The following is a 21,021-nucleotide window of genomic DNA, read 5'->3' on the forward strand; positions in this document are numbered from 1 at the left end:
ATGATTCAGGGGAGATCTCGCATGACCAAGCTTCGCCTCGCGCTCGCCGCGACCACCGCGCTTTCGCTCGCCGCCGCCGTGCCCGCCGCACCGGCTTTCGCCCAGAGCGATACGCCGCCCGCACCTGCCGCAAGCGATGCCCAGTCGGAGCACGACCGGCTCTTCGCCCTGTTCGCCGCGGCGGACGAGAAGTACCTCGAGCTCAACCCGATCATGGCGCTGTTCCGCGGCGACATGCGCTACGCCGACCGGATCGGCGGCTTCCTGACCGACGAATACAACGCGCAGACTGTGGCCAACGCGCGCGAGAACCTCGCCGCGCTGGCGCAGATCGACCGTGCGGCGCTGAACGAGACCGATCGCATCGCCTACGACGTGTTCGAATACGACCAGCGGGAAACGCTCAAGGATTACACGCCGGAGATCCTCGCGCTGACCGAGACGCGCCCGATCAACCACTTCTCCGGCTTCCACACGTTCTACCCGACGTTCGCCAGCGGGCAGGGCGCGGCGCCGTTCAAGACGCTTGAGGACTACGAGAACAACCTCAAGCGCCACGCCGAATACGTGGACCTGATCGACCGCTCGATCGCCAAGTTCCGCGAAGGCCAGGCGGCCGGCGTCTACGAGACCAAGCTGACCATCGGCAACGTGATCGAGCAGCTCGACACCCAGCTCGCCATGCCGATCGAGGAATCGCCGCTCTGGGGTCCGGTCACTATGTTCCCCGAGGGGATCTCCGATGCCGACAAGGCGCGGCTGACCGAGGAGTACCGCACCTCGGTCGAGGCGATCAACGCCGTCCACACGCGCCTGCGCGACTACTTGCGCGACGAGTACCTGCCGCAGGCGCGCGACAGCGTCGGCCTCAGCCAGATGAAGGGCGGCGCCAGGCTCTACGAGCACATGATCGAGAGCACGACCACGCTGCCGCTGACCGCCGACTACGTGCACAATCTCGGCCTCAGCGAGGTCGCGCGGATCAAGTCCGAGCTGGAGAAGATCAAGGCGGAAGTCGGCTTCGAAGGGACGCTCAACGAGTTCTTCGACTACGTCCGCACCGATCCCCAGTTCAAGCCGGAGAGCCGCGAGGCGCTGACGCAGAGCTACTACGACATCGGCAAGCAGGTCGACGCGAAGATCGGCGACTACTTCTCGCTCGTTCCCAAGACCCCGCTCGAGATCAAGCCCTACGAGCCGTTCCGCGAGAAGTTCGAAGCCGGCGGATCGTACATGCCCGGTGCGCCGGACGGCTCGCGGCCCGGCACGTTCTATTTCAACGCCTACGACCTGCCGAGCCGGCTGACGACGGGCAACGTCACGCTCTACCTGCACGAAGGCGCGCCCGGACATCACTTCCAGATCAGCCTCGCGCAGGAGAACGAGGCGCTGCCCGCCTTCATGCGCTTCGGCGGCTATACTGCCTACAGCGAGGGCTGGGGCCTCTACGCCGAGACGCTCGGCTACGAGATGGGCTTCTACGACGATCCGTGGAACCGCTACGGCACGCTGCAGGACGAGCAGCTCCGCGCCATGCGACTGGTGGTCGACAGCGGCATCCACGCCAAGGGCTGGACGCGCGAGCAGGCGATCGACTTCATGCTCGAGAATTCGGGCATGACCCGCACCGAAGTCGTGGCCGAGGTCGAGCGCTACATCGCGATCCCGAGCCAGGCGCTCGCCTACAAGATCGGCGCGCTCAAGATCCAGGAACTGCGCGAGAAGGCGGAAACCGCGCTGGGCGACAACTTCGACATCAAGGCATTCCACGCCCAGGTGCTCGGCACCGGCCCGCTGCCGATGCCGGTGCTGGAGAAGAAGATCGACGACTGGATCGCCGCAAGCGGCGGCTGACCGCGGCCGCGCGGGCTGGCCGCCAGACCCGGTCCGGGTCTAGGTTGTATCGACATTCAGCCTTGATCGCGCTGAAACGGGAACACGCTTCCCCCACTTGTCATCCCCGCGCACGCGGGGATCCATGGTGCGGCATTTCCTCCATGGATTCCGGCGTGCGCGGGAATGACATTCTGGTCTTCTTGCAATGATCCGGCGCTCGCCCGCCAGCAGCACCCGCTTTCGTCCGAATGGCGATACAACCAGGTCAGACCCGGGTGATCACCCGCACGTCGCCTTCGCGCTTGCGGACATCGACCAGCACCTTGTTCCCCGACCGGTGCAGCATGATGTCCGCGCGGCCTTCGCCGACGGTCAGATTGCGCAGAAGGACATCGTCGAGGAACTCGGGGAGATGGGGCTCGTCGAATGCGATCTGCCCCGCGGCGCCGTCCAGCGAGAGGCCCAGGCTCGACTGGATCAGGAACAGCGGCGCGGCCGCCGCCCAGGCCTGCGGAATGCACGACACCGGATAGAACGTGGGCCCCTGCGCCGGCCGGCGGGCGAAGCCGCAGAACAGCTCCGGCAGGCGCCGCAGGTCGACGTAGGTCGAAGCGGCGAACAGCCCCTCGAACACCGCCGTGGCCTCTTTCCGGAAGCCGTAGCGCGACAGCCCGGCGGCAATGATCGCGTTCTCGTGCGGCCAGATCGACCCGTTGTGATAGCTCATCGGGTTGTAGCGCGGCTGCCCTGCGGCGATCGTGCGGATGCCCCAGCCGGAGAACGATGCCGGTTCCATCAGGGTGCGCGCCGTCTGCGCCGCGCGTTCAGGAAAGGCGAGGCCGGTGAACAGCACGTGGCCCGCGTTCGAAGACCTGACCCGGCACGGCTGCTTGCGCCCGTCGAGCGCGAGGACGTAAGTGCCCAGCTCCTCGTCGAAGTAGTCGCGGTCGAAACGGTCGCGCAGCGCCTCCGCCTTGGTGCGGTAGACTGCCGCGCCCTCCACGTCGCCGAGGCTCGACAGGATGCTTCCCGCCGCCTGCCAGGCGCCGTAGACATAGGCCTGCACTTCCGCGAGCGCGATCGGCCCCACGGCCAGCGCCCCGTCCCCGTGGAAGATCGAATCGTGGCTGTCCTTCCAGCCCTGGTTGGCCAGCCCCTCGTCGGTATGGCGGCCATATTCGACATAGCCATCGCCGTCCCGGTCGCCGTGCCGTTCGATCCAGTTCAGCGCCGCCTCGATATTCGGCCACAGCGTTTCGAGCAGCGCGGTATCGCCGGTGCGTTCCAGATAGGCGCCGGCGGTCATCACGAACAGCGGCGTCGAATCGATGCTGCCGTAATAGTGGCGGAAGGGCACCTCCCCCAGCTCCGCCATTTCCCCCTGGCGGACTTCGTGCAGGATCTTTCCAGGCTCGGCATCGGCGACCGGATCGAACTCACGCGCCTGGTGCACCGCGAGATAGCGCAGCACGCCGCGTGCGATCTCCGGATCGAGCCACAGCGTCTCGAGCGCGGTGATCAGCGCGTCGCGCCCGAAGACCGTGCTGAACCAGGGGATGCCGGCGTAGGGATAGGGCCCATACGGCGTTTCGGTGACCAGCATGTAGGTGTCCGCCACCGAACGCTGGGCCGAACGGTTGAACACCTCGTTCGACGACAGAATCGACGCGGCGCGGGATGAGGAATCGCGCAAGCTCCGCCGGGCGCTGCGATAGGCGCGGATCAGCTCGCGGCGGAGCGATGCGCCTTCGGCGACCTCGCCGCAGCTTATCCGCACGATCAGCGTCTTGCGCGAGCGCGGCTCGAGGTCGAGGCGGAACTGCGCTCGGTTGGCGGCGATCGAGTGCGGCTCGGGCTCGAAGCGGATGACGGTCGCCCGATGGACGCCGTCGAGCCCGTCGTAGGCGAGCCGGACCCGATCCGCCTCGACCGTCGGCTCGTGCAGAGTCCCGCGCCGCTCGCGCTTGCTGCCGCGAACCTCGAACAGGTCGGCGAAGTCGCTTTCGAAATAGAGCTCCAGCGACAGGCTGTGCGCGACGCTGTCGTAATTGCCGACGGTCAGGCGTTCGTACATCGCGCCCTGCCACAGGAACCGCACCCGGCGGATGTGGATCAGGTCGTTGCTGAGCACGGTCGTGCCGTGCTCGTCGGACAGGTCCGGATTGCTGAGGTCGCAAATGAGCGCGATGTTATCGTCGCGCAGGGACGAACTCAGCAGGATCGGCCGCGCTCCGCCGAGCGTAAGGTGCAGGTGCGACAGGTGCCGGGTGTCGCGGTGATAGATGCCCTCGGGACTGCCGGGGCCGGCGATCGCATCGCCGCTGTGGTCGAACACGGCGAAGGTGTCGCCGTGTTTCAGCGTGCGCGGGCGCCGCTCGTGCAGCGAGGCGGCGGCGGGGATCGCGAACCGTTCCGGGTTCGCGCCCGCCTCCTCGGTGGTAGCGTCCGCCCCGCGGGGGGTCGCAGGTGCGTCCATCCCGTCGTCGCTCCTGTTCATGTGCTTCATTGTCGCCGATCAGGCCATGATCGGCAAATTGGCCTCCTCGTCGCCGAACCGTACGGGGGTGACGTGCGTCGGCGGTCTGCCAGCAAGCTGGCGGAAGATCGTCAGGTAGTCGGTCACCATGCGTTCGGCCGTGAACCGGCGGTCGAAGGTCTGCCGCACGCGCCGCCGCTCGAGGTGATCGAGCTGGCCGACCGCGGCGACCGCTTCCTCGACATTGTCGACGATGAAGCCCGCTTCGCCTTCGTCGATCACTTCGGGCACCGACCCGCAGCGGAACGCGATCGTCGGCGTGGCGCAGGCCATCGCCTCGATCATGACCAGGCCGAAGGGCTCGGGCCAGTCGATCGGGAACAGCAGGGCGCGCGCATTGCCGAGGAACTCCGCCTTCTGCGCCTCGCCGATCTCGCCGACATATTCGATGTCCGGATAGGCGCGGACCATCGGGGCGATCACCTCGTCCCAGTAGAGCTGGTCCGCCTTGTCGATCTTGGCCGCGATCTTGAGCTTCATGCCCGCCGCCGCGGCAATGGCGATCGCCCGGTCGGGCCGCTTCTCGGGCGAGATCCGGCCGAGGAACGCGAGATAGTCGCCCTTGGGCGCGAAGGTCGGCTTCAGCAGGTCGGGGGGAAGGCCGTGGTGCACGGTTCCCGCCCAGTTGACCGGCGGCAGCGGCCGGCGCTGGTCGTTCGAGATCGAGACCAGCGGCAGGTCGCCGAAGGTGCGGTAGTAGGGCTGCAGGTCGGGCAGGTCGAGCCGGCCGTGCAGCGTCGTCACGGTCGGCACGCCGAAGTTTCTCACCATCGGCCCGTGGACCAGATCGACATGGAAGTGGAGGATGTCGAACTCCGCCGCGCGCCGGTGGACCTCGTCCAGCAGCACGAGGTGGTGGGGGAGCGGATCCTTCACCTGCGGGTCGAGCCGCAGGGCCGTCTCGCAGACGGGGACGAGCTCGGCCGAAGTGACCGAATCGGCGCTCGCGAACAGCGTCACCTCGTGGCCCTGCTGCACGAGTTCCTCGGTGATGTACGATACGATGCGTTCTGTGCCGCCGTAGAGCTTGGGCGGCACGCTTTCGATCAAGGGTGCGATCTGCGCGATCTTCATTCTGCCATGGCTCCTGAGAACAGAGGCCGGAAGGTTGCAGGAAGGCGCAACCCTCCGGTCGCTCGATCGCACAATGCGCGCGCCTGCACCGGGTTCCGCGCCTTGCGACACACGGCTGGACGGCATGCGGCCGATCGCCTAGGTTGCACTCATCCCCGGGGAGCCTGTCGCGCAAACGCAGGTTGAGAGCGGAATATGCCGCGACCCGTCGAACCTGATCCCGGTAATACGGGCGGAGGGAGGGAACGGCTTTCGCTCCAGGAATCCGTGGCCTCGCTCCGATTGAACGGAGAGCGAGTTTTTCATGGCCGACATCAATTCCCAGTTCGAAATCGGAGTCACCACCGGGCCGATCCGCGGGTCGAGGAAGATCCACGTCGGCGAGCGCCGCGTGGCCATGCGCGAGATCGCGCTCGAGGGCGGCGAGGCGCCGGTGCGCGTGTACGACACCTCCGGCCCCTACACCGACCCCGAGGCGCAGATCGACATCCGCAAGGGCCTCCCCGCGCTGCGCCGCGAATGGCAGCTCGCGCGCGGCGATGTCGAGGAATACGAACCGCGCGAAGTGAAGCCGGAAGACAACGGCCAGCTCGGCCCCGACCGCTCCGGCGGCGTTCCCCCGTTCCCCACCGCGCTCCGCCGCCCGCTGCGCGCCAAGGCCGGCGGCAACATCAGCCAGATGCACTACGCGCGCCGCGGCATCATCACGCCGGAGATGGAATACGTCGCCGAACGCGAGAACCTCGGCCGCGAAATGCTCCGCCAGGAACGTGACGGGCAGGACTGGGGCGCCGCGATCCCCGACTACGTCACTCCGGAATTCGTCCGCGACGAGGTCGCCCGCGGTCGCGCGATCATCCCCTCCAACGTCAACCACCCCGAAGCCGAGCCGATGGCGATCGGCCGCAACTTCCTGGTCAAGATCAACGCCAACATCGGCAACTCCGCCGTTGCCTCCGACGTCGCGAGCGAAGTCGACAAGATGGTCTGGTCGATCCGCTGGGGCGCCGACACCGTGATGGACCTCTCCACCGGCCGCAACATCCACGACACCCGCGAGTGGATCATCCGCAACAGCCCCGTCCCCATCGGCACCGTGCCGATCTACCAGGCGCTCGAGAAAGTCGGCGGCATTGCCGAGGATCTCACCTGGGAGATCTTCCGCGACACGCTGATCGAGCAGGCCGAACAGGGCGTCGACTACTTCACCATCCACGCCGGCGTGCGCCTGCCCTACGTCCCGATGACGGCGAAGCGCGTCACCGGCATCGTCAGCCGCGGCGGCTCGATCATGGCCAAGTGGTGCCTCGCGCATCACAAGGAATCGTTCCTCTACGAACGCTTCGACGAGATCACCGAGATCATGAAGGCCTACGACATCGCCTACTCGCTGGGCGACGGCCTGCGCCCCGGCTCCATCGCCGACGCCAATGACGAGGCCCAGTTCGCCGAGCTCTACACCCTCGGCGAGCTGACCAGGCGCGCCTGGGCGCAGGACGTCCAGGTGATGATCGAGGGCCCCGGCCACGTGCCGATGCACAAGATCAAGGAGAACATGGAGAAACAGCTCGAGGCTTGCGGCGAGGCGCCGTTCTACACCCTCGGGCCGCTCGTCACCGACATCGCGCCCGGCTACGACCACATCACCAGCGGCATCGGCGCGGCGCAGATCGGCTGGTACGGCACCGCGATGCTCTGCTACGTCACGCCCAAGGAGCACCTCGGCCTGCCCGACCGCGACGACGTCAAGGTCGGCGTCGTCACCTACAAGCTCGCCGCCCACGCGGCGGACCTCGCCAAGGGCCACCCCGCCGCGAAGGTCCGCGACGACGCGCTCAGCAAGGCCCGCTTCGAGTTCCGCTGGCGCGACCAGTTCAACCTCAGCCTCGACCCCGACACCGCCGAGCAATACCACGACCAGACGTTGCCGGCGGAGGGCGCCAAGACCGCCCACTTCTGCTCGATGTGCGGGCCCAAGTTCTGCAGCATGAAGATCACGCAGGAAGTGCGCGACTTCGCGGCGAAGCAGAACCAGCCGAGCGATTCCTTCATCGCGGCGGAGGAGGCGGAAAAGGGGATGCAGGAGATGGCGGAAAGGTACCGCGACGGCGGGGACCTCTACGTCGCGAAGGAGGAGACATGAACGAGCGGACCGAACGCAACCGCGAGCTGCTCACCAGGGCCTTCGCCGGGCTGGAGCAGGGCGATCCCGGCGCCTTCCTCTCGCTGTTCGGCGAGGACATCGAGTGGCGGGTAATGGGCTCGAGCCACTGGTCGAAGACGATCCGCGGCCTCGCCGCTGTCGAGCGCGACCTCGTCGGCCCGCTGCTGGCGCGGCTCGAGGGCCCCTATCGGAACATCCCCGAGCTGATCCTGGCCGACGGTGACCACGTGGTCGTGCTCGCCCGCGGCGACGCGCAGACCGTCGAAGGCAAGCGCTACGACAACGACTACTGCTTCGTCTTCCGCCTCGCCGACGGCAGGATCGTCGAGGTGCGCGAATACATGGACACCAAGCTGGCCGACGCGGCGCTCGGCAGCTGATCGCCTTCGTGCCGCATGGCACGAAGGGCCACCCGGCCGCCAAGGTCCGCGACGACGCGCTCAGCAAGGCCCGCTTCGAATTCCGCTGGCCCGACCAGTTCTTGCCTCACTCGACCCCGGACACCGCCGAGCAGTACCACGACCAGACCCTCCCCGCGGAAGGCGCCAAGACCGCCCACTTCTGCTCGATGCGCGGGCCCGGGCCGAGGCCGCTTAGCGGCCGACGCGAAAGAGCGAAGCGAGGACAACTTCTGCTCGATGAAGATCACGCAGGAAGTGCGCGACTTCGCGGCGAAGCAGAATTCGGAGAGCTATCTGGCGGCAACCGCGCCCGTTGAGAGGGCGGAAGAGGGAATGGAGGAGATGAGCGAGAAGTTCCGGGAAGTCGGGTCAGAGCTCTATGTCGGCGCTGGCGGGCGACAACATGACTGAACCGAAGCTGTCTCGACTCTGTGAGGCCTCGTTTCTAACCTAGCGATTGGATGGATTTACAGCGGTGGCGCGTGCAACCCCGGTCGACAGCGGCGGTGCCACAGGCTTACAAAATTAGAATGACTCGCTTAACAGGAACGAAAAGATGGCCACCGTATACATTGACACAAGTGTAGCCATAAACGAATCTTTTCTTAGATCTCCGTATGTGGAAGCGTTCCTAAAAGCATGTAAAATTTTACAGTATACAGTCGTGATCCCGGAAATTGTCGATGATGAACTGAAGGGGAATTATCCGAAAAAACTTGGCGAGAAGCTGAGTGCTTTTCAGAAGGCGGAAAAAGATCTCGGTAAATTGATTGACTTGGATTCGAACGCCCTAACGTTTTCTGACGCCGTCGATGCCTATGAGGAATGGCTGGCCGACTTGCTTGAGCAGCATGGAGTCATGATCGCCCCTTATCCTCAAATCTCTCCCAAGGAACTCGTTGAACAGTCATATAAGTTGAATAAGCCTTTCAAGAATTCAGGCGAGGGCCACAAAGATTATATCGTTTGGAAAACGATACTATCTGGCGTGATCAATCAAGAACAGCCACCGCCAAACCTGTTTCTTACGAATAACACGAAGGATTTTTGTGGGGATGGCTCGGACGGGGCGCACATCTTGCATCCCGATTTGGCGGCCCAAATCGAGAATCCCGACCTCAGGCCTAGGGTTTACACCTCAATCAAGAGTGCATTCGATAGTGAACTCGCCCCTCATCTGGAAGGAATCACCCTCGACGCTATCCCTGATCTGGGTAATGTCGATGATCTGGTAGAGGAAACGCTTTTGGGCGATTTACCGGGCCGCACGCTCTACGGATTGGAGGGCATTCCCTTCAGCAACGAGATCACAATCTCATCGGTAGGCCTACAATCGATTGATTCCGTCACATTAAAGCAGGTTGACGATGAAGTGGTCGTCAAGGTGATCGGGGACATTGAAGTCGAAGTGGATGGCTTTATCGATAAATCAAATTACTACATGTCAGAAGAAGTCGACTCAAACATGTATGTGGTGGATGGAAACTGGAATGACCATGTCATGTTTGTATCTTCTAACACCACCACGCCATTCGATCTCACGCTCTTCTATTCCTTAACAAGCAAGGAGGTTACGGGATCGGAGATCACGTTGCCACACGAAATTGAGGATGAATGGCCGTATAAATAGTGAAGTGTTTAGCGTGATCTTACTCAGATGGTCGCGCGATGATGGAGATGACGGCCACAGTCGATGCTGTTCCCTCCAGGCACAAGGCGGCGAGTTGCCGCGTCGCAGTTCGCCGGTGCTGAAGATTTAGTGCAAGCGCGAGCGATGCGCGGGCATGCGCTCTCACCTCTTTAAAACTGGCACCAGGAAACTCATGCGCAATGTAGGCCTCAATCATGCGATTAGCGTCGGTGTTGCTCGCTTCGATGCCGTCGGTCGTTTTATGTAGCTCAGGGTCGAAGACGGCTTGGGCAAGCGAGATTATGACTTCGCGGCATAGCAGACCTATCCCCTGAAAGTCTTCCTCTGCGGAAGCTAGACCGAGTTGCGCACGCGCCTTTGATAACGCGCGATCAACTCGTTCCCAGCCGGAAGCTGCCCGTTCCGGCAAAGGCATCGTGGTTCGCTTGGCTAAGGCTTCAATCGCGGGTCCGAAGAGTTGACGAGCATAGTGACGTCGGTCTTTGTACTGGGGAAGATTTTCGCTCCAGTGGTGATACCATGCCCATAGGTCCTCGTGCGGATTTTCATATTTGACATCGGCTGGAATCCGATCTCGGATGCGAACCTCACGCGCCCTGTAGTAGTCATTCACTTCTTGGATGCGTTGGCCACCAGTGGCTACGTCGATCATCATTTCGCGGTGAATAATTAGTTCGGCGATCAAAGCAGCAACACCCGCAACTTCATGCTTTACGGTTTGGACGTCCAAATCATCGAATGAGCGATCGCTGCCATACCCATTGGCGATAGCATCTGCGACCCGCTTTCGATCGTAGTCGGGGAGTTTGCGGAGCGCTTCATCGATGGGTGTAGGCGCGATAATCCGAGTGACTTCTTCGTGAACACGTGGAAACCACTCCTCGTCGATTTCCCGACCGCCGACTGTATCAACAATTGCAATAGAACATTCGTCCAATAAAGTAGCTAGCTCGAAGCGTTGCAGGCTTTCGAGGAACTTTCGGGCGGTCTCTAATGCGTCTGCCATCTACACCCTGCTGACTGAGAGTTTGTGTGACTATGCTAACGTCGCCTCATCCCTTTCGCCAGCGCATGCATGGAACTCTATGACCTACGCCACCTCTGCCACCGGCCCCTTCTACCACGGCACCCGCGCCGACCTCGCCGTGGGCGACCTTCTCGCACCCGGCTTCACCTCCAATTACGCCGACCGCAAGTTGTCGTGGATCTACTTCTCCGGCACGCTCGACGCGGCGACCTGGGGGTGCGAGCTGGCCAAGGGCGAGGGCCGGGAGCGCATCTATATCGTCGAGCCGACCGGGGCGTTCGAGGACGACCCGAACCTCACCGACAAGCGCTTCCCCGGCAACCCGACCGAGTCCTACCGCTCGCGCGAGCCGCTCCGCATTGTCGGCGAGGTCGAGAAGTGGGAGCCGCATCCGCCCGAGCGGCTGGCGGAGATGAAGGCCGCTCTCGCGCGGATGGAAGCCGAGGGCGGGGCCGAGATCATCGACTGAGGTCTTTCCGCGCCAGCTCCACCAGCACCCGGTCCAGCGCCTGCAGGAACCGCGAGCGGTCCGCCTTGGCGAACGGCGCCGGGCCGCCGCCGATACCGTCCATCCCGGCGCGCAGGTCGGCCATGATCGCGCGGGTGGCGATGGCGGTGCCGATGCTGGCGGCGTCGAACGGCTTGCCGTTGTGCGCGAGGACCCTGGCGCCCGCTTTCAGGCAGCGCTCGGCCAGCAGGATATCGCCGGTCACCACCACGCATTGCGGGGCCGTGCGCGCCGCCTCGTCCGCGATCCAGTCGTCCGCCGCGTCGAACGCGTCCGACACCACCACGCGGCGGACCAGCGGGCCCTGCGGCACGCGGAAGGGCGCGTTGCTGACCACCACCACCTGCGCCTTGAAGCGGGCGGCGACGCGGTAGATCTCCTCCTTCACCGGGCAGGCGTCGGCATCGACCAGAATCGTCGGGGGGATGGTGAGAGGGGTGCGGTCGCTGTCCATGGGTTTACGCCCTAGCCATTCGCCGCCGCCGCGCCCATAGGCGCCCGCGAAAGGAGGCCCCGATGGCCGATCTCTACCTCAAGGCGCTGCAGTCGGAGCGCAAGTCGCTGTGGGCGACCTGCCGGCTCAAGGGCCTCGCCAGGGACACCCCCGAACGCCGCCGCATCGCCGAACTCGACGAAGCGATCGCCGCCCATACCCGCAAGCAGGAGCGGCCCGGCAGCGAGGGGTGACTAGCGAGGAGCGACGGGCGGCGCCCCGCTGTGCGTCAGCCGTTCTTCATATTCTCCAGCCCCTTGATCCCGCCCGGCTTGAGGCTGGGATTGGAGGCATTCTGCTTAGGCCCCTTGTCCGCCTTGGGTTTTCGGATTTCGCGGTTCGATCTGCGTTGGCCCTTGGCCATGGTCTTTTCCTAACGGGGCGGTGTGCCCCGCTGCACAGGATACGCGCTTTGCGGCAACACCTGGCATAAAATCGTTCGTGGCCCGGAAAGGAGAGCGGCCGCCTTGGGCCAGGGACCCTAGCCCTCGAACCGCCCTTCGCCTTCGCGGTCCCGCTCGTACCGCCGCGCCAGGGGAAACGGTGGCAGCCAGGCTTCGCGGCGGACGGTCCAGCTTTCGTAGGTCGGGGCGAGCTGGTCGGGGGCGTCGAGCGCGCCCAGGTGGACCTCGATCCCGTCCTCGAACCGGGCGAAGACCGAGGAGCCGCAGCGGGGGCAGAAATGGCGGCCCTGCCATTCGCCGGTCTCTCCCTCGACCGCGACCGCGTCCGCCGGGAAGATCGCCGCGGCGTAGAACAGGCTGCCGGAGTGCTTGCGGCAGTCGAGGCAGTGGCACAGGCCCACGCGGTAGGGGTGCCCCGCCGCCGCGAGCCGCACCGCGCCGCACAGGCAGCCGCCGGTGAACTCGTCCATGCCGCTCTCCCTTCGAAACGGGCGCTTCAGCCGAAGTCGTACCCGGCTTCCTTCGCCTCGGCCATGACTTCGGCGCCGGTCTTGCGGGTGCTGTCGGCGGCGAGCTGGGCGTAAGGCGGCATCTCGTCGACGAAGATCTCCTCGTCGATCCGCCAGTCCGCGGGCAGGTCGAACAGGCCGGCGGTGAAGGAGAAGGAGCCGGCCGGGAGGAACTGGTACCACAGGTTGCTGCCGCATTCGGTGCAGCTCGCGCGCTCGGCCCATTCGGAGGAGCGGTAGCTGCGCACCGCGCCTTCGCCCTCCAGCCTGTAGTCGTCCTTCGTCACTCCATGCAGCGAGAAGAACGGGCCGCCCGACCATTGCCGGCACATGTCGCAGTGGCACACGTCGACGCCGGGTTTGACGCGCGAGAGGCGGATGGTGACGGCGCCGCACAGGCAGCGGCCTTCGAGCGGCGGGTCGAGGGTAACAGGATCGGCCATCGGTTGCTCCTTTCGCGTGGCAGGATAGCGCGGGGGCGCGGTCGGAAAAGACTTTCCTACATGGCCCCTGCTGTGCCTTAGACTACCCGATGACGCACGAATCGATCCCTCCGCCCGCCGTTGCCGCCTGTCGCTCGACCCGCAGTTCGGGCCGCCGCCCCAATGCCGACTATCGCTGGACCGCGCGCAAGGCGATGGCCTTCCTCGATCTGCTCGCTGCCGGGGAGAGCGTGGCCGCCGCCGCGCGCAGGGTCGGGATGAGCCGCCAGTCCGCCTACCGCCTGCGCACGCGGGCCGGCGAGCACTTCGCGCAGGGCTGGGACCTCGCCCGGCGCGCCGGCCACGCACGGCGAGCGGCGGCGCGGGAGCGGCTCGGGGGCAGCCCAAGGTGACAGGTCCCCGCCGCAAGGTGACAGGTTTCGCCGCAAGGTGACACTTGCACCTTGTAGCATGTCACATCTGTCAACACGCCCCGTCGCCTTGCCGCGGAACGCCCCGCCCGCCGCGCGGGTTGGGGAGAGGCGAGAGGAGACCGCCCATGTTCGTCGCCGCCTACTGGTGGAAGGTCCATCCGGGGAAGGAAGAGCAGTTCCGCGCCGCCTGGCGCCGCGGGACCGAGCTGATCACCGAGAAGTACGGCTCGCTCGGCTCGCGCCTCCACTGGGACGAGCGCGAGCGCCGCTTCGTCGGCGTCGCCGAGTGGCCCGACCGCGCGACCTGGCAGGCGGCCTACGACGCGAAGATGGTCTACGACGATCCCGCAACCCGCGCCGCCTTCGTCGATGCCATCGCCGACACGGCGGACGAGCCGCTGCTGCTGATGGAGGTGACCGACGACCTGCTGGAGCGCGGTTCCTAACGCAGGTTAGACCTTGCTGCAGGATGAAAAATTCCCCTTTTCACCCGGAACATCCCCCGGCGCGCCGGATTGATCCCCGACTCTGGAGAAGGAGGACCGAGATGAAGACCCACACTGCATTCCTCGCGCTCGCCGGCGCGCTTGCCCTGACCGCCTGCGGCGATGCCGCCGACGAGACGGCGACCGATCCCAACACCGACATGACGGCCAACGACACGGCCGGCGCCGATGCGATGACGCCGCCCGCCGGCCAGGCCGCCATGCCGGGCAGCCCGCAGGAGTTCGTCGACATGGCCGCGGCCAGCGACATGTTCGAGATCGAGTCGGCCAGGCTGGCGCAGGAAATGGGCTCCTCGCAGGCGGTCAAGGATTTCGCCGCGATGATGATCGAGGATCACACGACCTCGACCGCCAACCTGAAGGCCGCCGCGGCCGAGGCTCAGCCGGCGCTGACCGTCGCGCCCGAGCTCACTGCCGAGCAGCAGACCCAGCTCGACCAGCTGCGCCAGGCCGGCGACCGGTTCGACGCGCTGTACAAGCAGCAGCAGGTCGCCGCGCACGAGAAGGCGCTGGCGATGCTGGAGGGCTATGCCGACGAGGACGGGCCGGCACCGCTCACGACGTTCGCTTCGGAAACGGCCACGGTGGTCGAGGGGCACCTCGAGCACGCCCGCGAACTGACGGTCGACTAGGCCGCGCCCGCTCCGTGGCGGTGGAGCACGGCGTCGAGCACCCTCGCGCCGCCGCTCCCCGCGCGGTTCCAGGCGCGCTCGTGGAAGAAGAACACGACCGCGTTCACCAGCGGCTCGACCAGCGCGATGCCGCCCGCCAGCGCGACCGAGCCGGTGAACAGATAGGCCACGGTGAAGCCCACCCCGAGGTGGAGCGCGAGAAAGCTCAGCGTCTTGGTCAGGTCGCGGGACATGAAGGGAGACGTAAGGCAGGCGGACGATTGCTTGAAGCGATCAATCGTGCATAGAGTGATCGAGCAGGTGCACGATAACCACGCCCGATCAAGGTGCGGAACGGATGGCACCGTCTATCCATTGCATCTGTTGGAGAAGGAGGAGTCGATGACGAAATCCGTTTCAGCCCTGATCGCCCTGTCCGCAGCGCTCGCCGCCTGCGCTCCGGTGGAGGAGGACGCGCCCGGCGCATCCACCGCCGCCGCATCCGAAGGCCGCGACTGCTTCTTCGCCCGCTCGGTCACCGGCTACCGCGATGCCCCCGATGCGGAGAGCGGGGCGGAGCAGATCTACGTCGATGTCGGCGCGCGCGACACCTACCTGTTCGAAACCTTCGGCGGGTGCCCGGAACTCGACTTTTCCTGGCGCATCGGCCTGCGCGACCGCGGGATCGGGCAGATCTGCCGCGGGATCGACGTCGATCTCGTCATTCCCGATCCGACCTTCGGCACCCGGACCTGTCCGGTCCGCATGATCCGCAAGGTCGCCGACGGCGAGGAAGGCAGCCGAAACGCGCGCGATTAGGTGTTTCGCCCAAGCCGTGCTACAAGCGCGCCGCTGACGTCGAAAATTGCGACGGACTTCGGCTTTTGACGACCGCCGCTTGCCCTCGGGGCCCCGGCGCAAACCAGACGACGACTTCCTTTCATTTGACGACCCGACGCACGACCCGACGGCAATTCTGCCTGCGGGCAACATCGTTCTTTGAAAGGAACACCCCATGGCCAAGACTGGCACCGTGAAATTCTTCAACACCGACAAGGGCTACGGTTTCATCCAGCCCGACGACGGTTCGGGCGACAGCTTCGTGCACATCTCCGCCGTCCAGGCGGCGGGCATGCAGACGCTCGATAAGGACCAGCGCCTCAACTACGAACTCGAGCGCGGTCGCAACGGCAAGGAAAGTGCGATCAACCTTTCCGCCGCCGATTGATCCGATCCGCCGGGAGTCGCCTCGGCGGCGCTCCCGGCGGCATCGTTTCCCGCCTTCACCTCTCGCGAGGAGCTTCGCCGATGAGCCAGACGTTCGAATTCTATGACGCGCGCGCGAAGGAGTCGGCGGCCGAGGCGGAAGCTGCGGTGCTCGATAACGTGCGCGAGCGTGCCCGCCGCTCCGAAGCAACCTGGCGCGCCCTGGCCGATCAGGCCCGTGCGGTGGCGGAAGAGCGGGTCAAGGTCGAGCAGCAGAAAGCCGCCCGCCGTGAGCAGGAGGCGTTCGGCTCCTTGCCCGAAGCGTAGCTCTCGAGCTTTCCGCCCGGTTGCTTCCATCCCCCGGTTCTCTTCCCCATTTCAAGCAGCGTGCCGTACGCCGCCTCTAGTCGGGCCAGCGCGCGCTTTCGATACGGACCTCCGGCGCGCCGTCCATCGGTTGCCAGCCGTGCGCCGCGATCACGTCGTTGCTCTCGCGGGCTTCGCGGCCCTCGGCGAGCGACCAGGTGATGTGATAGGTGCCGCCGGTCGGACGTTCGGTCGTGCCGGCGATCCTCACCACCATTGCTTCGACGCCCTGGCCGTCGTCCGCGCGGCCCACGATTGCCGCGCGCGCGGCAATCGGCATCGGCGGCGAGCCTTCCGCAAGGCCGAAGGTAACGTGATCGGCGACGGCCTCCCGATAGCGAGGTGGAAAACGCGCGAGCAGCGCTGCGCGATCCGCACGATCGAGCTTCCAGCCGAGCCAGGTCTCCTGCCCCACGTCTCCTCCGCTCAATTACCTTCCGGCTCCCGCCCGAACAGCTTGCGCAACTCGTCCTTCGCGTCCTCGAGCACGCGCTTCTGCTTCGCGTCGAGTCCCTTGCCGGCCCGATTGATGTAGAACGTCAGCATCGACATCGCCGAAGCGTAGGGGTCGGCCTTGCGCCGCTCGCTGCGCTCGGCGGACCGCTTGAGCGATTTCGCGACTTCCTTAGGATCGTCCTTGGTGAAGACGCCTTCCTCCAGGTCGAGCGCGTCCGATCGCTCGGTGACATCCTGCGACCATTTCTCGGTCATCGCCGTTCTCCTGCCGCGAATCCCGCCGGCGGAGCGGGGGCGGACGCCGCCGGATCTGCGGTGTCTACTGTGCCGGGGTCGCCGGCGTACCGGCCGGCGCGCCGCCCCGCTGGGTCATCTCGGCATCGGGCAGCGCGGCCAGCTCCGCCGCGGTCATGGCCGTCGAAAGGTCGACGTCGTCGCCGGTGCTCTCGGGCGTCAGCCCGTCGATCGGCACGACGACGTAGCGGTCGGGGTCGCTGTCCTCGATCTCGACCAGCAGGCCGTCGACTTCGCCCGCCGCATCGCGGCGGACCTGCTCGACATCGCCGAGATCGGTCCCGTCCGCTGCGACGAGATCGGCTTCGAGCAGCTGGGCCTCGGTGAGACCGAGCGCCGCGACCGCATTCCCGGCTGCGACCGCACTGGCTTCCGCTTGCTGCTCGACCTGGTCTTCCACCCGGTCGGCCTCGCGCTCGGCTTGCGAATCGCAGGCTGCGAGCGCGGCGACGGCGAACGGAAGCGCGGCGTACCTGATGAGCGTCATGATGGTGTCCCTCTTTGTCGTGCGGTCCAGTCCGATCAATCCGCCGCGCTCCCGGCGGTTCCTGCATGGACGGGCGAGGCGGGTGCGCACTGGCAATCGCCCGCCTTCGGGTATAGGCTGGGCGCATGACCCGTGTCCTTCTTCTCGCCGCCGCTCTCGCTCTCCCGCTTGCCGCCTGCCAGCCCGGGCCGGAGGGGCCGAACGGCACCTCCCGCGATACCGCCGGAGAGGCCTTCTCCGCTATCGGGCCCGAGGAAACCGTGCAGTTCACCGGCACCGAGCCGTTCTGGGGCGGGGAGGTGACCGGCGGCTCGCTGACCTATTCGACGCCCGAGAACGTCGATGGCGTGACGATTTCGGTCGAGCGGTTCGCGGGCAACAACGGCCTCGGCTACTCGGGCACGCTGGAGGGGCAACCGTTCGACATGGCGATAACACCGGGCGAATGCTCCGACGGAATGAGCGACCGCACCTACCCGTTCACGGTGACGCTGAAGATCGGGACGGAGCAGCGCAGCGGCTGCGCCTGGACCGAGAAGACGCCCTTTACCGGGCCCGAGCACCCCTGAGGCTCACGGCCTGACGCCGGCTTTCTCGAGCTCCGGTCCGAGCCGGCCGGTCAGCCAGAGCCACCACATCCGAAAGTCGGCCGCGAGGCTCCACAGCGGATAAGTGAAGGTCGCGGGGCGGTTCTTCTCGACCCGGAAGTGGGCGACCCAGGCGAAGAAGTACCCCGCCACCGGCAGCGCGAGCAGCCACCACCAGCGCCCGGTGAAGAGGGCGAATGCCGCGATCAGCACGACCAGCGTCGTGCCGACGTAATGCAGCGCCCGCGTCCGCGGCTTCGAATGCTCGCGCAGGTAGAACGGCCAGAACTCGCCGAATGTCGTATAGGCGCGCGCCATGCCGGCAATCATGCCACGAGGGCCGCCGGCAGGCAACGTGCGCCGCGCCGGCCTGTCAGAACAGGCCCGGCACCTCCCGCTGCGCCGGGGTCGGCGCCTCGGGCTGGAGCACCTCGCGGCGCGAGGTGATCGGGCGGGCGGTCGGATCCTGGCGCATCGCGGTCGGATCGCGCGCGCTGATCGAGCTGCACACCGGCGCTCCGCCGCGCAGGAATGCGAGCGCCTGCGCAACCGAGGCTTCGCCCGGATCGCCAAGTTGGGTGAAGATGTCGTCGGAGGCGCGGCAGGTGACCGGCACCACGCTGGCGAGGCCGGTGTAGTACTCGCCCTGACGATTGGCGTTTTCGGTCTTGAAGGTTACCGCGCGCAGCCGCAGGTCGCATTCTTCCTCGGGATGATCGAACCCGTACTGGCCCACCGGCTTGCCGTAGGTGTTGGTCCCGACCAGAGCCATGTTCGTGTCGAGGTAGGGAATAAAAGCATTGGTGACCAACTCGCTAGCGGAAGCCGTGCCGCCCGTGCCGATGAAGGCGACCTTGGTCGGGGCGATCGCCTGGGATTGGCTGCCGAACAGGTCGGTCTCGTTCCTGTCCGACTTGGACGGGCGCAGGGTCGTGTGGCTGAAGACCTGCCCGACATATGCGCGCCCCATCAGGTCGCCCATCAGTTCGGCGACCCGCACCAATCCGCCGCCGTTGTAGCGGAAGTCGACGATCACCTCGGTCACGCCCTGACTGCGGAAATCTTCGAACGCGTCGCGCAGATCGGGTTCGGCCGGGTCGATGAAGGTCCGCAGATTGATGTAGCCGACCTTCTTGCCGCCGTCGTCGATGATCTTCGCGCCGTAGCGGTCGGACACCGGATCGAGCGGAAACTCGGTCTTGCTGACGGTGATCTGCCGCTCCGTGCCGCCGACCTCGCGGATGCTGAAGACGCGCTGCACCCCCGGGTCCGACGGACCGAGCGCGTCGATCACCGCCTGCGGTCCGCCGGTTGCCATCAATGTCGCGATGCTCTGGAGCGAGGAGGCGCTGCTTCCCACCTCGAGCAGTTCGACCCCGCGGTCGAGCCCCTGCGGCAGACCCGGCCCCCCTTCGAACCCTTCGATCACGAACACGCGGTTGCTGCCCGTGTCGTATCCGAGACGAATGCCGAAGCCGGCGTTGGAGCCGGATTCGTAGTAGGCGTCTTCCTCGGCGATCGAGGTGACATAGGTGAAGTAGCGGTCCCTCGATTGCGCACGTGCCGGTGCGACGAGCGCATCGATGTAAGACTGCAGGTCGGTGTAGTCGCTCTTGTCGGTATTCGTCGCGAGCAGATCGGGAAAGAGATACCACTCGTCCAGCACGGCGCGCACGAAGTCCTGCTGCGCGGACAGCGAGCATGCGGGCGTGGTCGGCTCGGGCGTCGGGGTGCCACCGATCGGATTGTTCCCGCCGCCGCCAGAACCGCTACCTCCTCCGCCGCAGGCTGCAAGCGATGTTGCCAGAACGATGCTGAATGCGGCGCGACCTCTCTTCACGATTTCCCCCTCCCGATTCTGCCGTTCGCCGGGCGAATATCGGCCTGGCCGGCGCGGGGAAGATGCCTCGACGGTACGCCGGGAGCAAGACGAAGGCGGCTGGCGACATGAAAATGCATGATTTTCGGGCTGAATCACGGCCAGAATCGCGTCTCATCGGTGGAAAACCCTCCTTTTGCCCTATGCCGCACTCGCGGGTGGGGCACATTCGCCCTAGATTGCCCCGCCGATGACAACAGGAGCCCAGATGTCGAATGCCGCCCCTTCCTGGCTAGCCGGAGCGATCGAGGGCTCGGGGCCGGGCGACGGAAAGCTGACGATCGCGCGCCTCGCCGACGAGCGGAGCCTCGGGCGCGGCGGGTTCACGCTGTCGAGCCCTGCGTTCATGGACGGGGGCGAGCTCGACCCCTCCTTCACCGCCGACGAGGAAGACGCCGTCGCACCGCCGCTCGAATGGACGGCGCCGCCGCCGGGCACGATGGAACTCGCGCTGGTGGTCGAGGATGCCGACGCGGCGGGAGCCGAGGCGCCGTGCCACTGGCTGGTCTGGGGCATCGCAGGCCAGCGCGGCAAGCTGCTCGAGGGCGAGGTGCCGCCACGTGTGGGCAAGAACGCCCACCGCAATTCCGAGTGGCTTCTGCCGGAGCCGCCGCGCGAGGACGGCGCGCACCGTTACGTATTTCAGCTCTTCGCGCTCGACCTGCCGCTCACGCTCATGCCCGGCGCCGGGCGGGACGAACTGGTCGCGGCGATGGAGGGCCATGTGATCGGTGCGGCCGTTCTGACAGGCAGGTACAAGCGCCAGGCCGAGGATGCCGGGGGCGGGCCCTGGGACGACGATTTCGTGTAACGTGCAACAAGCCAAGAACAGGAAAGGACCTAAGATGGCTGGCAAGAACAATGCACTGCAGAAGCCGGTGAACCTCTCATCGGATCTCGAGAATGTCGTGGGCAAGGGGCCGATGACCCGCGCTCAGGTCACCTCGAAGGTGTGGGACTACATCAAGGCCAACGGTCTTCAGGATTCCAAGGACAAGCGGATGATCAATCCCGATGCCAAGCTCGGCGCGGTGATCGGAAAGGATCAGATCTCGATGTTCAAGATGACGGCTGCGGTTTCCAAGCACCTCAGCTGATCCTGCTTCGCCGGCGGTGCAGCGGCTGGTCCGCCGCGCCGCCGGCACACAGCTTTCCGCCGGCGGATTGGCC

Annotated in this window: 28 protein-coding genes, 1 pseudogene and 1 riboswitch; of the genes and pseudogenes, 16 read left to right on the forward strand and 13 right to left on the reverse strand. The window is 65.9% G+C overall.

Going from position 1 to position 21,021, the window contains the following annotated elements:
* Positions 1–21 precede the first annotated feature (21 nt).
* Complete coding sequence (locus ETX26_RS00480) at positions 22–1,854, forward strand: DUF885 domain-containing protein (protein ID WP_129522767.1); 1,833 nt, start codon at positions 22–24, stop codon at positions 1,852–1,854.
* Between the two features lie 247 nt (positions 1,855–2,101).
* On the opposite strand, the gene ETX26_RS00485 is transcribed toward ETX26_RS00480, so the two are convergent.
* Positions 2,102–4,333, reverse strand: a complete 2,232-nt coding sequence (locus ETX26_RS00485; protein ID WP_225425436.1) for an amylo-alpha-1,6-glucosidase — start codon at positions 4,331–4,333, stop codon at positions 2,102–2,104.
* Positions 4,334–4,351: 18 nt separating this feature from the next.
* Positions 4,352–5,446 carry a glycosyltransferase family 4 protein gene (locus ETX26_RS00490; RefSeq protein ID WP_129522768.1) on the reverse strand — a complete coding sequence of 365 codons (1,095 nt, stop codon included), beginning with the start codon at positions 5,444–5,446 and terminating at the stop codon, positions 4,352–4,354.
* A gap of 146 nt (positions 5,447–5,592) precedes the next feature.
* Positions 5,593–5,704: riboswitch (TPP riboswitch) on the forward strand.
* A 46-nt stretch (positions 5,705–5,750) separates the two neighbouring features.
* On the opposite strand from ETX26_RS00490, the gene thiC reads away from it, so the two are divergent.
* The 4 genes and pseudogenes from thiC (at position 5,751) to ETX26_RS00510 (ending at position 9,641) form a co-directional block, all read left to right on the forward strand.
* Complete coding sequence (thiC, locus tag ETX26_RS00495) at positions 5,751–7,589, forward strand: phosphomethylpyrimidine synthase ThiC (RefSeq protein WP_129522769.1); 1,839 nt, start codon at positions 5,751–5,753, stop codon at positions 7,587–7,589.
* Positions 7,586–7,990, forward strand: a complete 405-nt coding sequence (locus ETX26_RS00500; RefSeq protein ID WP_129522770.1) for a nuclear transport factor 2 family protein — start codon at positions 7,586–7,588, stop codon at positions 7,988–7,990. Before thiC ends, ETX26_RS00500 begins: the two co-directional genes overlap by 4 nt.
* Positions 7,984–8,422 (forward strand): annotated as a pseudogene (locus ETX26_RS00505) (phosphomethylpyrimidine synthase ThiC); the annotation flags it as partial. The gene ETX26_RS00500 and the pseudogene ETX26_RS00505, both read left to right, overlap by 7 nt.
* A 145-nt stretch (positions 8,423–8,567) precedes the next feature.
* Complete coding sequence (locus ETX26_RS00510) at positions 8,568–9,641, forward strand: PIN domain-containing protein (protein ID WP_129522771.1); 1,074 nt, start codon at positions 8,568–8,570, stop codon at positions 9,639–9,641.
* Positions 9,642–9,660: 19 nt separating this feature from the next.
* Here ETX26_RS00510 and ETX26_RS00515 read toward each other — a convergent pair whose 3' ends face one another.
* Positions 9,661–10,668 (reverse strand): hypothetical protein, encoded by a 1,008-nt coding sequence (locus ETX26_RS00515; protein ID WP_129522772.1) that lies wholly within the window; start codon positions 10,666–10,668, stop codon positions 9,661–9,663.
* 79 nt (positions 10,669–10,747) lie between these two features.
* Here ETX26_RS00515 and arr point away from each other — a divergent pair, with 79 nt between their 5' ends.
* Positions 10,748–11,158, forward strand: a complete 411-nt coding sequence (gene arr, locus ETX26_RS00520) for an NAD(+)--rifampin ADP-ribosyltransferase (RefSeq protein WP_129522773.1) — start codon at positions 10,748–10,750, stop codon at positions 11,156–11,158.
* Here the strand turns inward: arr and ETX26_RS00525 are convergent.
* The gene (locus ETX26_RS00525) at positions 11,148–11,651 is read right to left on the reverse strand and encodes a YaiI/YqxD family protein (protein ID WP_129522774.1); all 504 of its coding nucleotides are present in this window, start codon (positions 11,649–11,651) and stop codon (positions 11,148–11,150) included. The genes arr and ETX26_RS00525 overlap by 11 nt on opposite strands.
* 62 nt (positions 11,652–11,713) lie before the next feature.
* Here ETX26_RS00525 and ETX26_RS14215 point away from each other — a divergent pair, with 62 nt between their 5' ends.
* On the forward strand, positions 11,714–11,884 hold the full coding sequence (locus tag ETX26_RS14215; RefSeq protein WP_165271668.1) for a hypothetical protein: 171 nt from the start codon (positions 11,714–11,716) through the stop codon (positions 11,882–11,884).
* 35 nt (positions 11,885–11,919) lie between these two features.
* Here ETX26_RS14215 and ETX26_RS14505 read toward each other — a convergent pair whose 3' ends face one another.
* The 3 genes from ETX26_RS14505 to ETX26_RS00535 form a co-directional block, all read right to left on the reverse strand.
* Positions 11,920–12,054: a hypothetical protein gene (locus ETX26_RS14505; protein WP_263853346.1), complete on the reverse strand. Its 135-nt coding sequence runs from the start codon at positions 12,052–12,054 to the stop codon at positions 11,920–11,922.
* A 117-nt stretch (positions 12,055–12,171) separates the two neighbouring features.
* Positions 12,172–12,564 (reverse strand): GFA family protein, encoded by a 393-nt coding sequence (locus tag ETX26_RS00530; RefSeq protein WP_129522775.1) that lies wholly within the window; start codon positions 12,562–12,564, stop codon positions 12,172–12,174.
* Positions 12,565–12,590: 26 nt separating this feature from the next.
* Entirely contained in the window at positions 12,591–13,046 is a 456-nt protein-coding gene (locus ETX26_RS00535) for a GFA family protein (protein ID WP_129522776.1), read from the reverse strand.
* 89 nt (positions 13,047–13,135) lie between these two features.
* Here ETX26_RS00535 and ETX26_RS00540 point away from each other — a divergent pair, with 89 nt between their 5' ends.
* The 3 genes from ETX26_RS00540 to ETX26_RS00550 all read left to right on the forward strand — a co-directional run bounded on the left by ETX26_RS00540 (position 13,136) and on the right by ETX26_RS00550 (position 14,597).
* The gene (locus tag ETX26_RS00540) at positions 13,136–13,438 is read left to right on the forward strand and encodes a helix-turn-helix domain-containing protein (protein ID WP_129522777.1); all 303 of its coding nucleotides are present in this window, start codon (positions 13,136–13,138) and stop codon (positions 13,436–13,438) included.
* A gap of 146 nt (positions 13,439–13,584) precedes the next feature.
* The gene (locus ETX26_RS00545) at positions 13,585–13,905 is read left to right on the forward strand and encodes an antibiotic biosynthesis monooxygenase family protein (RefSeq protein WP_129522778.1); all 321 of its coding nucleotides are present in this window, start codon (positions 13,585–13,587) and stop codon (positions 13,903–13,905) included.
* 101 nt (positions 13,906–14,006) lie between these two features.
* Positions 14,007–14,597 carry a DUF4142 domain-containing protein gene (locus ETX26_RS00550; protein ID WP_129522779.1) on the forward strand — a complete coding sequence of 197 codons (591 nt, stop codon included), beginning with the start codon at positions 14,007–14,009 and terminating at the stop codon, positions 14,595–14,597.
* Here ETX26_RS00550 and ETX26_RS00555 read toward each other — a convergent pair.
* Positions 14,594–14,830, reverse strand: coding sequence for a DUF2061 domain-containing protein (locus tag ETX26_RS00555; RefSeq protein WP_129522780.1), 237 nt, complete (start codon positions 14,828–14,830; stop codon positions 14,594–14,596). The two genes, ETX26_RS00550 and ETX26_RS00555, sit on opposite strands and share 4 nt — an antisense overlap.
* Positions 14,831–14,978: 148 nt before the next feature.
* Between ETX26_RS00555 and ETX26_RS00560 the strand changes: the two genes are divergently transcribed.
* The 3 genes from ETX26_RS00560 (at position 14,979) to ETX26_RS00570 (ending at position 16,109) form a co-directional block, all read left to right on the forward strand.
* Complete coding sequence (locus tag ETX26_RS00560) at positions 14,979–15,395, forward strand: DUF6491 family protein (RefSeq protein ID WP_129522781.1); 417 nt, start codon at positions 14,979–14,981, stop codon at positions 15,393–15,395.
* A gap of 196 nt (positions 15,396–15,591) precedes the next feature.
* Positions 15,592–15,804: a cold-shock protein gene (locus ETX26_RS00565; RefSeq protein WP_129522782.1), complete on the forward strand. Its 213-nt coding sequence runs from the start codon at positions 15,592–15,594 to the stop codon at positions 15,802–15,804.
* A gap of 80 nt (positions 15,805–15,884) precedes the next feature.
* Entirely contained in the window at positions 15,885–16,109 is a 225-nt protein-coding gene (locus tag ETX26_RS00570; RefSeq protein WP_129522783.1) for a hypothetical protein, read from the forward strand.
* A 76-nt stretch (positions 16,110–16,185) separates the two neighbouring features.
* Here ETX26_RS00570 and ETX26_RS00575 read toward each other — a convergent pair whose 3' ends face one another.
* The 3 genes from ETX26_RS00575 to ETX26_RS00585 all read right to left on the reverse strand — a co-directional run bounded on the left by ETX26_RS00575 (position 16,186) and on the right by ETX26_RS00585 (position 17,385).
* Complete coding sequence (locus tag ETX26_RS00575) at positions 16,186–16,578, reverse strand: hypothetical protein (protein WP_225425437.1); 393 nt, start codon at positions 16,576–16,578, stop codon at positions 16,186–16,188.
* On the reverse strand, positions 16,575–16,859 hold the full coding sequence (locus tag ETX26_RS00580) for a DUF3175 domain-containing protein (protein WP_129522784.1): 285 nt from the start codon (positions 16,857–16,859) through the stop codon (positions 16,575–16,577). The genes ETX26_RS00575 and ETX26_RS00580 overlap by 4 nt, the downstream gene beginning before the upstream one ends.
* A 64-nt stretch (positions 16,860–16,923) precedes the next feature.
* On the reverse strand, positions 16,924–17,385 hold the full coding sequence (locus tag ETX26_RS00585; protein ID WP_129522785.1) for a PRC-barrel domain containing protein: 462 nt from the start codon (positions 17,383–17,385) through the stop codon (positions 16,924–16,926).
* Positions 17,386–17,510: 125 nt separating this feature from the next.
* Here ETX26_RS00585 and ETX26_RS00590 point away from each other — a divergent pair, with 125 nt between their 5' ends.
* Positions 17,511–17,954 (forward strand): COG3650 family protein, encoded by a 444-nt coding sequence (locus ETX26_RS00590; RefSeq protein WP_129522786.1) that lies wholly within the window; start codon positions 17,511–17,513, stop codon positions 17,952–17,954.
* A 3-nt stretch (positions 17,955–17,957) separates the two neighbouring features.
* Here ETX26_RS00590 and ETX26_RS00595 read toward each other — a convergent pair whose 3' ends face one another.
* Together ETX26_RS00595 and ETX26_RS00600 are read right to left on the reverse strand one after the other, a co-directional pair.
* Entirely contained in the window at positions 17,958–18,290 is a 333-nt protein-coding gene (locus ETX26_RS00595) for a DUF962 domain-containing protein (protein WP_129522787.1), read from the reverse strand.
* Positions 18,291–18,345: 55 nt separating this feature from the next.
* Positions 18,346–19,812 (reverse strand): S41 family peptidase, encoded by a 1,467-nt coding sequence (locus tag ETX26_RS00600; protein WP_129522788.1) that lies wholly within the window; start codon positions 19,810–19,812, stop codon positions 18,346–18,348.
* Between the two features lie 247 nt (positions 19,813–20,059).
* Here ETX26_RS00600 and ETX26_RS00605 point away from each other — a divergent pair, with 247 nt between their 5' ends.
* Entirely contained in the window at positions 20,060–20,662 is a 603-nt protein-coding gene (locus ETX26_RS00605; protein WP_129522789.1) for a YbhB/YbcL family Raf kinase inhibitor-like protein, read from the forward strand.
* 34 nt (positions 20,663–20,696) lie between these two features.
* The gene (locus ETX26_RS00610; protein WP_119514134.1) at positions 20,697–20,948 is read left to right on the forward strand and encodes an SWIB/MDM2 domain-containing protein; all 252 of its coding nucleotides are present in this window, start codon (positions 20,697–20,699) and stop codon (positions 20,946–20,948) included.
* Positions 20,949–21,021 lie beyond the last annotated feature (73 nt).

Source organism: Pelagerythrobacter rhizovicinus (assembly GCF_004135625.1).
Taxonomy (GTDB): Bacteria; Pseudomonadota; Alphaproteobacteria; order Sphingomonadales; family Sphingomonadaceae; genus Pelagerythrobacter; species Pelagerythrobacter rhizovicinus.